General features: G+C 69.1%; 7 protein-coding genes. 4 read left to right on the top strand and 3 right to left on the bottom strand.

What is annotated here, in order from left to right; all coding sequences use genetic code 11:
- Positions 1–3: 3 nt before the first annotated feature.
- Complete coding sequence (locus C4T78_RS32385; RefSeq protein WP_093357995.1) at positions 4–3,810, top strand: RHS repeat-associated core domain-containing protein; 3,807 nt, start codon at positions 4–6, stop codon at positions 3,808–3,810.
- Positions 3,811–3,816: 6 nt separating this feature from the next.
- Positions 3,817–4,146, top strand: coding sequence for a hypothetical protein (locus C4T78_RS32380; protein WP_093357996.1), 330 nt, complete (start codon positions 3,817–3,819; stop codon positions 4,144–4,146).
- Positions 4,147–4,224: 78 nt separating this feature from the next.
- On the opposite strand, the gene C4T78_RS32375 is transcribed toward C4T78_RS32380, so the two are convergent.
- From C4T78_RS32375 to C4T78_RS36660, 3 genes are all read right to left on the bottom strand, one after another.
- Positions 4,225–6,603, bottom strand: coding sequence for a Tex family protein (locus C4T78_RS32375; protein ID WP_093357997.1), 2,379 nt, complete (start codon positions 6,601–6,603; stop codon positions 4,225–4,227).
- Positions 6,604–6,761: 158 nt separating this feature from the next.
- Complete coding sequence (locus C4T78_RS32370; protein WP_093357998.1) at positions 6,762–7,046, bottom strand: hypothetical protein; 285 nt, start codon at positions 7,044–7,046, stop codon at positions 6,762–6,764.
- A complete protein-coding gene (locus tag C4T78_RS36660; RefSeq protein WP_093357999.1) occupies positions 7,043–7,459 on the bottom strand; it encodes a hypothetical protein in 417 nt (138 codons plus the stop codon). The genes C4T78_RS32370 and C4T78_RS36660 overlap by 4 nt, the downstream gene beginning before the upstream one ends.
- A gap of 186 nt (positions 7,460–7,645) precedes the next feature.
- On the opposite strand from C4T78_RS36660, the gene C4T78_RS32360 reads away from it, so the two are divergent.
- Entirely contained in the window at positions 7,646–8,827 is a 1,182-nt protein-coding gene (locus C4T78_RS32360) for a GH25 family lysozyme (RefSeq protein ID WP_093358000.1), read from the top strand.
- Between the two features lie 321 nt (positions 8,828–9,148).
- Entirely contained in the window at positions 9,149–14,158 is a 5,010-nt protein-coding gene (locus C4T78_RS32355; RefSeq protein ID WP_093358001.1) for a tetratricopeptide repeat protein, read from the top strand.

Raw genomic sequence — 14,158 nt, 5'->3', positions numbered from 1 at the left:
TCCGTGGCACCGAAACCCAAGGGGGGAAACGGAAAGAACACCAAAACGGATTCCGACTCGCCCCCGTCACAGAAGACCAGCAAGGTAGACGCCAGCTCAAGCGTCGGCAAAGCCCAAGACGCAACCCAAGAACTGGCCACGAAGGGCCGCGCCGGTTCCAACGGCAACAGCTCCACTAACCCGACGAGCAACACGCCCCCGAAGACCGACCCGCCACCCACGAACCCGTCGAAGCCGGGCAAGGACGACGGTCCGCTCAACGAGAAGTCCGACGACCCCCAGAACCCGACGACGGACGGGGAGAAGCGGAACACCGAGGGCGACCCGATCGACATCGCCACCGGCGAGATGATCCTGCAGCAGAACGACGCGAAGTTGCAGTCGGTTCTGCCCCTGGTGCTGAACCGGACGCACCTGTCGTCGTACCGCGTGGGCCTGCGTTTCGGGCCGTCCTGGACATCCACGCTGGATCAGCGGCTGGAAATCGGCAGTGCCGGTGTGTCGTTCGCAGCAGAAGACGGCAAGCTGCTGCTCGCCCCGACACCGGCGGTTGGTGCCACAGCGCGATTCGCCGGCTCGCTCCACGAACTCACCCGCAACGAAGACGGCGGCTTCACCCTGACCGAGTTCGGCACTGGTCGGAAGCTCTTGTTCGCCCGGGGCACGGATGTTCTGCCGCTGACTGCGGTTGTAGACCGCAACGGTCACCGCATCGAATTCGACTACGACGCCGCTGGAAACCCTGTCGAGGTGCGGCACTCGGGCGGCTACCGCATTCGCGTCGACTCCGAGGACGGGCTGGTCACGGCGCTGTACCTCCGGGAAGCGGACAACGGCGACGACGTCCTGCTGATGCGCTATGTCTACGAGGACCAACGGCTCACCGAGGTGATCAACGCCTCGGGCCTGCCAATGCGCTTCACCTACGATCGCGCCGGGCGCATCACCAGCTGGACCGACCGGAACGGCAAGTGGTACCGCTACACCTACGACTCCGAAGGCCGGGTCGTGGAGGTGGAGGGTTCCGGCCGTTCACTCAGCGGAACCATGGAGTACGACCGCGAGAACCGGATCACTTACTGGACCAACTCCCAGGGCGCCCGCACCGCCTACCATCTGAACGAATCAGGTCAGACGATCCGCGAGATCGACCCGCTGGGCAACGAGACCCGATCCGAGTGGGATGACTACGACCGCCTGCTTTCCCGGACCGACCCGATCGGCCGCACGACTCGCTACGAGTACGACGATGCCGGTAACCTGATCGCTGTCACCCGCCCGGACGGGAGTCAAGCTCGCTTCGAGTACAACGACCTCCGGCTCCCGATCACCGTCATCGCACCGGACGGCACTGTGTCGCGGCGCGAGTACGACGAGCGGGGAAACTTGGTGCGAGTGGTCGATCCACTCGGAGCTGTCACCAGGTACGTCTACGACGAGCGCGGCCATCTGACGAGCATCACGGACGCGTTGGGCAACGTGCAGCAGGTCGAGACCGATGCGGCAGGCCTGACGATCGCGATCTCGAAGCCGCTCGGCAACAGAACACGTTATGAACGCGATGGGTTCGGTCGGCTTGCTGCTGTAACCGATCCGCTTGGCGGAACGACTCGGTTCGGCTGGACCGTCGATGGCAAGCCTGCGTACCGAAACCTGCCTGACGGTGCGATAGAACGCTGGGTCTATGACGGCGAAGGTAACCTCCGTGCGCGCGTCGATGCGTTGGGGCAGGTCACTGCTACTGAGGTAACGCACTTCGACTTGCCATCAGCGGTCGTCCGGCCGGATGGAACCCGCCTTGAGTTCGGCTACGACACCGAGCTCCGCTTGGTCAGCGTGACCAACGAACAAGGCTTGGTGTGGCGCTACGAGTACGACGTCGCCGGAAACCTGGTGCGTGAGATCGACTTCAACGATCGCGCGGTCAGCTACCGGTACGACGCGGCCGGGCAATTGGTGGAGCGCACCAACGGCGCTGGTGAAACCGCCCAGTTCGTCCGGGATGCGCTAGGCAATGTGATCGAACGTCGCGGACGGACCTCCACCTCGACCTTCACCTACGACCTGCTGGGCCGGCTCACCGAGGCGATGGATGGCGACACTCGGGTCACCTACCGTCGTGATGCTATCGGCCGGGTGATCTCCGAGTCCGTCAATGGACGAACCGTCAGCTCGGTTTATGACGCGTTAGGTCGCCGGATCCACCGACGTACTCCTTCGGGAGCGGAGAGCAAGTGGGAGTACGACTCGAACAGCAATCTCGCCGCGTTGCACACGGCGGGTCAGACGCTGACCTTCGGATATGACGCTGCGGGCCGGGAAGTCCAGCGCCAGATCGGTGCGGATACCGTCCTGGCGCAGGCGTGGGACGTCAACCACCGACTGCTTTCGCAATCGGTCGTCGGTGCGTCGGGCCGGCGTATGCAGGAGCGCTCGTACAGCTACCGCGCTGATGGTTACCTGGCTGGGATCGACGACCAGCTCACCGGACCGCGCCATTTCGAACTGGACCCCGCTGGACGGGTCACCGCAGTCAGCGGATCAGGCTGGGACGAGCGCTACGCCTATGACGAAGCTGGAAACCCGAGCCATGCCGCATGGCCGGTGCTTCCGGAATCGGCGGACGTCGACGAGCTCGGTGCGCGAGAGTACAGCGGTACCCTGGTTCGCCGCGTGGGCAACGTTCGGTATGAGCACGACGCCCAGGGGCGCGTGGTGCTGCGGCAGCGAAAGCGTCTATCCCACAAGCCGGACACCTGGCGCTACTACTGGGATGACGACGATCGGCTGGTCGAAGTCCTCACACCGGATGGTTCTCGCTGGCGATACCGCTACGACGCCCTGGGGCGTCGTGTTGCGAAACAACGCCTGTCACCTGACGGGGCACAGGTCTTGGAGCAGACCGAGTTCACCTGGGACGGTTCGGTCCTCGCTGAGCAAGCACACACCGTCGGCATCTCGGGTGGTTCCGGCCTCGGTCCTCCTCGCGTCACCGTGTGGGAATACGAGCCCGGTACCTTCCGCCCGCTGACGCAAACCGAACGTGCTCCACTGCGCAACGCGCCTCAGCAGTGGATCGATGAGCAGTTCTTCTCCATCATCACAGACCTGGTCGGCACTCCCACCGAGTTGATCAACGATCGTGGTGGCATCGCTTGGTTCCAGCGCACCACTTTGTGGGGCAAACCGACGGCTCAGAGCAGCGCGGGTGGTTATACCCCGTTGCGGTTCCCAGGGCAGTACTACGATCAGGAGTCGGGACTCAACTACAACTTCCACCGCCACTACGACCCCAGCTCCGGCTACTACGTGAGTGCGGACCCACTGGGTCTGGTGCCAGGGCCACATCCGCACCGCTACGTTTCGAATCCGACCGAATTCGTGGACCCGCTGGGGCTTGCGCCGTACAAGCTGAACTTGGGTTCGGGGCAGAACCCGATGGAAGGTGCGGTCAACCTCAACAAGGAGCCGGACGCAGGTGTCGACGTCGTCGCCTCGGCGGACCAGCTCCCGTTCCGGGATGGTAGCTTCAAAGAGGTCCACGCTGTCAACCCGTTCGGGTACCAGCCGGTATCTGCGGAAACGGCCAGAGTCCTGGACACTGACGGGAAGCTCTACGTCACGGGTAGCCCCAAGAACAAGTGGATCAAGCCGCCGGATGACCCGGAATCCTTCGGTCTCGTCCAGGAGACCCCCAAGGACGGCATCCCCATGATCGCCGAGCACCAGTTCGGCACGCAGCGATTGACCAATGGAACTCCGCTGCAGACGACCGAGAATCATCGAACCCACATCTACCGGAAGCTCTAGAACGGCATGTCTGTCGAATCGATGCGAAACATCATGAACGGCTTGGCCGACCGATTGCACGCCGGTCTGCCCGGATCAGCGCTCGGGGACGTTCTCGACCAGCTGATCTACTTGACCGATGACAACGGCAGCGATCTGCTGGAGGTCTGCCGCGAGTGGGTTCGAGGTAGCGATTTTCGCCGTGCCGATGCGGCGTTGAGCGTGTCCGAGGTGTTTCTCTTCAACACCCGCGAGGAACTGGAAACAGAGTTGGGAGCGGCTGCGGAGAGGTGGCCTGAGCTGGCTCCTCGGGTCACGAAGATCCTCGAAAACTGGGGTCGCATTCAGCCGGGCTGAGCCCGGAAGTCCACTGGGCACCCGCAAGACGAAGGGCGCCTTGACCGGTTGTGCTGGTCAAGGCGCCCTTCGGTCAGATCACTTCCCGAAGCCTGCCTTGCGGAGGGCGTCTGCCATTGCTCCGGTCGGGGCGTTGTCGCGCTGGCGCTGACCGCCGCGGCCCTGGCCTCCGTTGCGGTTCTGGCCGCCCTTGCCGCCTCGGCCTCCGCCGTTGCGGTTGCCGCCGCCCTGGGCTCGGCCGCCGCCGCGGTTGGCGTCTCGCTCCGGCTTGCCGCCCGCGCCCGGCTCGTCGTCGAGGCGGAGGGTCAGGGAGATTCGCTTGCGGGGGATGTCGACGTCGAGGACCTTGACTCGGACGATGTCGCCGGACTTGACCACGTCGTGGGGGTCGTTGACGAAGTTCTTCGACATCGCCGAGACGTGGACCAGGCCGTCCTGGTGGACGCCGACGTCCACGAAGGCGCCGAAGGCCGCCACGTTGGTGACCACGCCTTCCAAGGTCATGCCCGGCTTGAGGTCGACGATCTTCTCCACGCCGTCGGCGAAGGTCGCCGTCTTGAACTCCGGGCGCGGGTCGCGGCCCGGCTTGTCGAGCTCGGCGAGGATGTCGGTCACCGTCGGCAGACCGAAGTTCTCATCCACGAAGTCCTTGGGCTGCAACGACTTCAGCACCCGGGTGTTGCCGATCAGCTCGCGGATCTCGGTGCTGGTGCTGCTCATGATCCGCTGCACCACCGGGTAGGCCTCCGGGTGCACCGCCGAGGAGTCCAGCGGGTCGTCACCGTCCGGGATGCGGAGGAAGCCCGCGCACTGCTCGAAGGCCTTCGGGCCCAGTCGGGCCACGTCCTTGAGGGTCTGGCGGGTGCGGAACGGGCCGTTGGTGTCGCGGTGCGCGACGATGTTGGCCGCCAGCGACTCGCTGATGCCCGACACGCGGGTCAGCAGCGGAGCCGAGGCCGTGTTGACGTCCACGCCGACCGCGTTCACGCAGTCCTCGACCACCGCGTCCAGCGAGCGCGACAGCTTCGTCTCCGACACGTCGTGCTGGTACTGGCCGACGCCGATCGACTTCGGGTCGATCTTCACCAGCTCCGCCAGCGGGTCCTGCAGGCGGCGGGCGATCGACACCGCACCGCGCAGCGAGACGTCCAGGTCCGGCAGCTCGCGCGAGGCGTAGGCCGAGGCCGAGTACACCGACGCGCCCGCCTCGGAGACCGAGATCTTGGTGAGCTTCAGGTCCGGGTTCTGGCTGATCAGCTCGCCGGCCAGCTTGTCGGTCTCGCGGGAGGCCGTGCCGTTGCCGATCGCGATCAGGTCCACGCTGTGCGCCTTGGCCAGCGCGGCCAGCTTGGCCAGCGACTGGTCCCACTGCCGCTGCGGCTGGTGCGGGTAGATCGTGTCGGTGGCCACCACCTTTCCGGTGCCGTCCACGACCGCGACCTTCACGCCGGTCCGGTAACCCGGGTCCAGGCCCATCGTGGCGCGCGAGCCCGCGGGCGCGGCCAGCAGCAGGTCGCGGAGGTTGGCGGCGAACACCCGGACCGCCTCGTCCTCGGCGTGCTGGCGCATCCGCAGCCGCACGTCCACGCTCAGGCGCGTCAGGATGCGGGTCCGCCACGCCCAGCGGACCACGTCCGACAGCCACTTGTCCGCCGGGCGGCCCTGGTCGACGATGCCGAACTGCTGGGCGATGCGCAGCTCGTAGTCGGTCGGGCCGACCTGCTCGGAACCGTCGTCGGGCTCCAGGGACAGCTCCAGCGCCTCCTCGTTCTCGCCGCGGAACAGCGCCAGGATGCGGTGCGAGGGCAGGTCGGTGAAGGACTCGGAGAACTCGAAGTAGTCGGCGAACTTCGCGCCGTCCTCCTCCTTGCCCTCGCGGACCTTGGAGACCACGCGGCCGCGCGTCCAGACCTTCTCGCGCAGCTCGCCGATCAGGTCGGCGTCCTCGGAGAAGCGCTCCACCAGGATCGACCGGGCGCCGTCCAGCGCGGCCTGCGCGTCGGCGACGCCCTTGTCGGCGTCGACGAAACCGGCCGCGGTCTGCTGCGGGTCGTTGCTCGGGTCGCTCAGCAGCTGGTCGGCCAGCGGCTCCAGGCCCGCCTCGATGGCGATCTGGGCCTTGGTGCGGCGCTTGGGCTTGTACGGGAGGTAGATGTCCTCCAACCGGGCCTTGGAGTCGGCCGCGTTGATCTGCGCCGCCAGCTCGTCGGTCAGCTTGCCCTGGGAGCTGATCGACTCCAACACCGTGCTGCGCCGCTCTTCGAGTTCGCGCAGGTAGCGCAGCCGCTCTTCGAGCGTGCGCAGCTGGGCGTCGTCGAGGGCGCCGGTCGCTTCCTTCCGGTAGCGGGCGATGAACGGCACAGTCGACCCGCCGTCGAGCAGCTCGACGGCCGACTGCACTTGGCGCTCGCGGACGCCGAGCTCCTCGGCGATCTTCTGATGAACAGTCGTCACGATGTTGATTCCGCCTTCTCTGCGATCTTCGCCAGATCCGACCGGACATTCTGCCGGACCGCGCCCGCAGGCTACGTGGGCGCTCGCGTCGGCGTGTCGGGATGCGGCTCGCCTGCGGTATCGCTCCAGGTCTCGGCCCGCCGCCGTTCAACGGCGATGGGTCACGGCTGGGGCGTCCAGGGGCTCTTGTGGCGGCGGAAGACCGGTGAGCCGGAGCAGCGCTCCTCGTAGCGCGCCTGCAGGCGGCTGTAGTCGTGGTCGGGGAACAGGACGGGAAGCGCTTCGAGCGCGCGGTCCAGCTGGGCGACCCTGGTCGTGAACTCGTCGTCGCAGAGGTCGACGTCGGCGAAGAGGTACTGCCAGTTCGGTGCTCCCTTCAGCAGGAGCAGGTTGTCGACGTACGACTGGAAGTCCAGGGCCAGCCGCTCCAGCCGGGCCTTGGTCATGTCGTAGAACCACAGCTCGTCGTTGGTCGCTCGCAGCGCGGTGAGCTTGCCCGAGCCGGGCCCTCCTCCAGCCCCTTCAGCTCCCACAGCAGCTCCTGCTTCTCCGGGGCGAGCCGCTCGTCCTCGACCTCCACGATCCAGCCTGTCATGCAGCTGCGGAGGTCCGTGAGCGCGAACTCGCCGTGGACGTAGTGGGCGACGGAGTGCCAGGAGAGGTGGATGCGATCGGTGTTGAGCAGGTAGTCGCGGGTGCCGTCGACGGCGTCGGCTCCCCAGCGGTCGCTGATCAGGTCGACGTCGTCGGCCGAGAGCTCCCGGGGCGGGCCGGACCCGATGTCGCAGGTGGTCACGACGATGTCGGGTGCGGAGCGGAGCTCCTCGACGTGTGCGCGGATCCGGTCCGGTAGGTTCATGGGCTCGATCATCTCCTCGGTGCGGCGCTTGTGACGCGGGCCGCTCTGGCTTCGGGCCGTGACCCGCTGGCGTCACTAATCGTGACGGATTATGCGGGTGCTGTAGCTCGATGGGGTTAATCTAGGTACCCGGGCACGTACAAACCGCGATGCACGTACACGCTCCGTGCTGGAGTGTGGTGTCTCGTGAACCCCGAAACCCCCGACCAACCGAGAACCCCCGAAAACCACGACAACGCTTCCACCCCGAAGCAGGCGTCCACCTCTGCGGCCCACCGGGCCGACCAGGCGCTTCGCACCGCCGCGGACCGCGTCCGCGCGTGGCTGGCGCCGCTGGTCGAGCGCGTGCTGCGGTGGCTGGCTCCGCTGCTGCGGCGGGTCCAGGACGCACCGGTGGTGCGGCGCTTCCGGGAGAGGGTTGCGCCGCACGTGGCCGCGGTTCAGGACAAGCTTCCCGAGCCCGTCGTGCGGGCCTCGCGGACCCGTTCGATGCAGGCCGGTGCCGCGGTCGCGGCCGTCGGCGTGGTGGGCCTGGTGATCGGCACCGCCGTCGCCGGCCCGAGCCAGCCCGAGGTCGAGGAGGCCGCGATGGCCGCTTCGATCCCCGAGCAGCAGGCCGCTCCGGCCCCCGAGCAGCAGGCCGCGCTGGAGCAGCACGCGACGCTCCAGCAGCAGCCGCCCCCGCCGCCGGTGGAGCCGCAGGCCGCGGCGCCCGAGCCGGAGGCCCCGCTCGGCCCGCCGGTCGAAGGCATCGACGTGTCCAACCACAACGGGCCCATCGACTGGAGCAAGGTCGCCGCGGACGGCAAGAAGTTCACCTTCGTGCTGGCCACCGACGGCACCAGCTTCACCAACCCCCGGTACAGCGAGCAGTACCACGGCGCCAAGGACGCCGGGCTGATCGCGGGCGCCTACCACTTCGCGCGGCCGAGCTCCTCCTCCGCCGAGGAGCAGGCCAACCGGTTCCTGGACGTGGCCGACTACCAGTCCGACGGCAAGACCCTGCCGCCGGTGCTGGACCTGGAGGTCGACCCGAACTCGGGCGGCTGCTACGGGATGTCGGTCGACCAGATGCACCAGTGGACCAAGACGTTCAACGACAAGGTCAAGGAGCGCACCGGCAAGGAGCCGATCATCTACGCGAACCCGTCCTTCTGGCGGGAGTGCATGGGCGGCACCAACACCTTCGACGGACACCCGCTGTGGCTGGCGTCCTACGGTGTGGACAGCCCGTCGGTGCCCAACGGCTTCAGCAACTGGCACTTCTGGCAGTACACCGACGAGGGCAGTGTTGCCGGGATCAACGGCAGCACCGACCTGAACCAGTTCAAGGAGGGCATGGCCCGCCTGGAGAAGCTGGCTCGCTGACCCCGGCGTTCGCGCCGCGGAATTTCGACGGGAGCAGGCCGTCCGCGAAAGCGGGCGGCCTGCTCCTTTGTGCTGGTCAGATGCCGTGAGTGCTTTGGGGTGCCATAGCGCCCCAAACCGCTCACGGGCGATCACCAGCGCAAAGCGCCGTCCCGAGGTGCTTCGTGTCCTTTGTGGACTCCTGTGGTCTCCGGCGGGTATCCGTCGCCTGCTGTCCGGATGTTGTTCCCCCGGGGTTTCGATTCAGGGGAGCGGGCCGTTCCTGACGTGGCGGACCGATATCCTCGCCGCGATCGATGATCACCTGATCGGAGGCACGGCGTGTCACTGTGGGAACAGCGGGTCACCATGGCTCGGCGGCTGTGGAGCAACGGTGACCTCGCCGCCGCGGAGCAGGAGTTGCGCACCGTCCTCGACGACGGCGACTTCGACGCCGCAGCGCACGCCGCCTGCCTGCTCGGCGGGCTGCTCGACGAGCGCGGCGACCACGAGCAGGCCCGCGCGATGCACCAGCGGACCATCGATTCCGGCCACCCGATCTACGCGCAGCTCGCCGCGATCTCCCTCGGCCTGCTGCTGTTCGACGCCGACGACCTGATCGCCGCCCAGGCCGTGCTGCGCTTCGCCGCCGAGGGCGCCGACCCGGACGCCGCGGGCCGCGCCGACGCGCTGCTGGCCCAGGTGCTGCACATGCTCGGCGATGTCGAGGGCGCCAGGGAAGCGCGCGAGCGAGCGATGACCAGCAGCGATCCCGGCGTGGTCGAGATCGCCGGCGAGCTGGAGCTGCCCGCGCCGGGGGAGCGCTCCACCGACCAGTACCTCCAGGTCGCCTACGAGCAGGCGTGCTCGCTGCTGGAGCAGGGGCGCGACCGCGACGCCGAGCCGATCCTGCGGCGGCTGCTGGACAGCGGGCACCCGAACTACGGATCGCTGGGCGCCGCGAAGCTATACGCGCTGCACGCTGACGATCAGGTGATCGCCCGGCAGATGGCCGAGCGGATCATCTCCTACCGCCACCCCGAACACCTCGGCTGGGGCCACGTGCTGCTGGGCGGCGTGCTGGAGGATTCCGGCGACGCGGCGGCAGCGGCCGAGGCGTTCCGGTCGGCAGCCGACGATCCGCGCCCCAACATCCGGCTGCACGCGCTGATCCACCTCGGCATGCAGCTGCGCGCCCTGGGCCGGCCGGACCAGGCGCGCGAGATCTACCAGCGCGTGATCAACACCCGGCACCCGCACTTCTCGGTCGAGGCGCTGGGCGTGCTGGCCGAGCTGCAGCGCGACGAGGGCGACATCGCCGGGGCGATCGAGACCTTCGGTCGCGTCGAGGCCTCCGGGCATTCCGGCAAGGCACCGCTGGCCGCCTACAACCTGGGTGCGTTGCAGTACGAGCACGGTGACGCGGAGGCGGCCATCGCGGCGTTCCGCCGGGCCGCCCAGGCCGAGGACCCGCGCGTCGCGCACCAGGCCGAACTCGCACTGTCCATGGTGGACGTCATGGACGCGCAGCAGGATCCGGCGGGCGAGGACGCCAAGCAGCTCGCGATGCGGGCGCACCAGGCCGCGGGCGCGGGTGACGTGGAGGCCGCCCGCCTGGCCTACCAGCAGGTCATCGACATGGACGCGCGGATGTGGTCGGTGATGGCGGCCAACTCGCTCGGCCTGCTGGAGGCCGTCTCCGGGGAGATCGAGCAGGCCCGCCGCACCCTTCAGCGCGCTTCGGCGGCCGAGGACGTCTCGCTGGTGCAGGACGCGGTCTTCCGCCGTGCGCTCGTCGACGAGCCGGCCGGCGGCCCGGTGCTGGAGGCGCTCTTCCGGTTGGAGCACAACGAGGACGGCGGGCTGGACCGGCTCGTGGCGGGCGAGGATCCGCAGGTGCGCGACCTGGCGCTGATGGTGCAGGCCGAGTTGCTGCTGACCTCGGACGTCACCGCCGCGGTGGAACTGCTGGGCCCGCTGACCGACTCGCCGAACCGGCTGGTGCGGACCAAGGCCGGTCAGCTGCTGGCCGCTTGGCTGGTCCGCGAGCACCGGGCCGACGACGCGGTGCGGCTGCTGGAGCGGATCGTCGCCGACGGGCACCCGATGCTGCTCCCGTGGTCGGCCGCGCAGCTCGGCCACCTGCTGGTGGAGCACGGCGAGCCGGAGGCCGTGATCGCGGCGTTCGCCACGGCCGCGGCGGCGGGATACCCGTCGCTGCTGGGCGAGGTCTTCGGCAAGCTCGCGATGTTCTACCGCATCGCCGGGCACGACGAGGACCTCAAGGCGCTCTACCGGACCACCATGGCCAGCGGCCACCCGGAGCTCGCGCCGCGCGCGGCCTACCTGCTCGGCGAGGAGCTGGTGTACGCCTACGACCTGGACGGGGCGCTGAAGTGCTTCGACCGCGCCGCGGGCACGGATTCGGAAGTCGCCGGGCTGGCGGCCTTCGGCGCGCACGCCATCCGGCGCGATCTCGACCGCTCGCGGGCGATCCTCACCGAGCTGGACGAGGTCCTGCTGCACAACGCCACGGAGCTGTGCATGGAGCTGGCGCGCCAGAGCCAGGCCAACGGCGACGCCGAATTCGCCGAGTGGACGTTATCGCTGCTGGCCGAAGCCGGTGATCCCGACCGGCGGCCGGAGGTGCTGCTCTACCTCGGCGCGCTGCGCAACGAGAGCGGCGACGTTGCCGGAGCACGCGAGGCTTGGGAGGAGGCGGCGCGCGAGGGCGTGCCCGACGAAGTGGCGATCGCCCGGTGCAGCATCGCGGAACTGCTGCAGAAGGACGGCGACCTGGACGGCGCTGAGGCGCAGCTCGCCGAAGTCGCTGCGGACGACGACACCGCGAGCGCCGCCGACGCCGCGTTGCGGTTGGGTGTGCTGCGCGACGAGCGCGAGGACTTCGACGGTGCGCTGGAGGCCTTCGACCGGGCCGCGTCGGTGGGCAACGAGGCCGAGGCGACGCTGGCGACCGCTCACACCGCAGCCCTGCTCGCCAAGCGCGGCGAAATCGACCTCGCCAAGGAGGCCTACGAGCGCGCGATCGCTTCCGGCGTCGCGGAGGTGCGGGCGCGCGCCGCGCTGGAGCTCGGCAACCTGCTGCGCGACACCGGGGACGAGGCCGGGGCGAAAGCGGCTTACGAGCAGGCGTTGGCGTTCGACGACCCGGAGATCAGCCCCCGCGTCTACCAGGAGATGGGCGCCGAAACCGCGGAGCTGCGCGCCTACCGGCTGATGGCGGCCAACGACGTCGAAGGCGCGCGCGAGGCGATCACCGAGCACTTCGGCTCGCAGCGGGTGGCCGACTTCTGGTGCGCGGCGTGGGGCGACCTGGCCGCGGCGGCGCAGGTGCTGACCGAGGTCACCGGCGACGACCTGTGGACATGCACGAAGCTGGCGCTGGACTTCGGCACCTCGGTGGAGGACCCGGCCGAAGCGCGGGCGTTCTTCCGCATGGCCGCCGACCGCGGCCACCCCGAACTCGCGCCGATGGGCCTGCTGCGGCTGGGCCACCTCGCCGAAGAGCAGCGGGAGAACGCGATCGCGCTGACCTGGTACCGACGCGCCGTCGCCGACTCGGAGCCCGGCGCGCAAGCCGGTGTGCTGCTGGCGCAGCTGCTCTCCCGGCTCAACGACGTCGAGGGCGCGAAAGCCGCGTCCCGGCGCGCCTTCGCCACGGGCACGAGCATCCCCGCGCTGGACGCCGGAGTGCTCCTCGGGCAGCTCCACCACGAGTCCGGCGATCCCGTCGAGGCCCGTCGGGTCTGGGAGCAGGCCGAAGCGGCCGCTGAATCGCCGGAGCAGTTCGGTGACGCCCTGCACCGCCGCATCGCGCAGATCGGCGAAACCGCTGATGAGTCGGACGAGCTGCTGCACCGCGCATCCCGCTCGGAGCACCCGAGCACGGCGATCAACGCGATGCTCTGGCTCGGCGAGCGCGCGGTGCAGGCCGACGACCTCGACGCCGCCGTCCGCTGGTTCGGCGACGCGGCGGAGCTGGACGTGCCGGAGCAGTCCGAAGCGGCGCGTAGCCGACTCGCGAACATGCTTCTGGCGCAAGGGGATCGCGACGCCGCGCGGATCGAGTACGAGCGGGTCAGCCGCTCCGCGACCCCGGACATCGCGGCGCGCGGAGAGCTGGGCATCGGCATGATCCGCCACGAGGAGGGCGACCTGCCCGGCGCGGTCGCGGCCTACGTCAAGGCAGCGAGCCACGCCGTCCACGAAGGCCTGGCCGAGGACGCCGTGCACGGTGCCCGGGTCGTGCTGGAGCAGCAGCACTCGGGCGGTGATCACCGCTCGGCGGCGGACACGCTGCGCAGGCTCGCCGAGGTGGTTCCCGAGCGCGATGTCGCGGAATGGGCCTACGAGGCGGGAACCGAGTTCCTCGGCGCCGAGGACACCGATTCGGCGCTGGTCTACCTGCGCTGCGCGGTGGAGATCGGCGCGCCGGAACCGGAACCGGCGGCGGTGCTGGCGCTGGGCGAGACCCTGCAGCGGCGCGAGGACCTGGCGGGAGCGCGGCAGGCCTACGAGCGGGTGCTGGCCTCCGGCGACGAACGCTCGGCCGCGCTGGCGAAGTACCGGCTGGTGGCGCTGCTGGGGGAGGACGACCCGGCGGCGGCCGAAGAACTCATGCAGCGCCCGGACGAAGTGCTCAACCCGGCGATGAAGCTGATGCTCGGGTTGAAGCGCCAGGACGAGGGCGACGCGAGCGGGGCGATCGAGATGTTCCGCGAAGCCGCCGACACCGCGGACGAGCAGTTCTCTCCGATGGCGGTCTACGCGCTGGCCCAGTCGCTGCGCCGCGAAGGCGAGGTGGAGCAGGCCCGGGAGACCTACCGGAAGCTCGTCGAAGCCGCGCCGCACGACCACTACGCGGGCCAGGCGCTGCTGGAACTGGCCGCGATCGCCTACCACGCCGAGGACGACGAAGAGGCGCGCGCGTGGAACGTGCGCGCGTGGGAGTCCGATGACCCGGACTTATCGGCGAAAGCGGCGATGAACCTCGGCCTGATCGCCAAGCGGCGGCGCGACGTCGATGCGGCGACACCGTGGTTCCAGGCCCTGATCGACCTCGGCCACCCGTCGGCCGCGCTGGCCGCGGCGCACCTGGCGGAACTGCACTACTGGCGGGAGGAGCACGCCGAAGCGGCCCGCCACTACGGGTACACCCTCGCCAACACCGAGGACAGCGAGCTCATCGCCGAAGCGGCCTACCGGGTCGGCGAATTCCACTACCAGCGCGGTGATCACGCCGCCGCCCGCGAGTTCCTCGACCGGGCGGTGCGCACCGAGGACGAAGCCTTCGCCGCGCAGGCGAACACGCTGCTGGCCCGCCTCGGCTGA

This window comes from Saccharopolyspora kobensis (assembly GCF_900108315.1).
Lineage (GTDB): Bacteria > Actinomycetota > Actinomycetes > Mycobacteriales > Pseudonocardiaceae > Saccharopolyspora > Saccharopolyspora kobensis.
The sequence above is the reverse complement of the archived record's forward strand: the minus strand, read 5'-3'. Positions and strand labels throughout refer to the sequence as shown.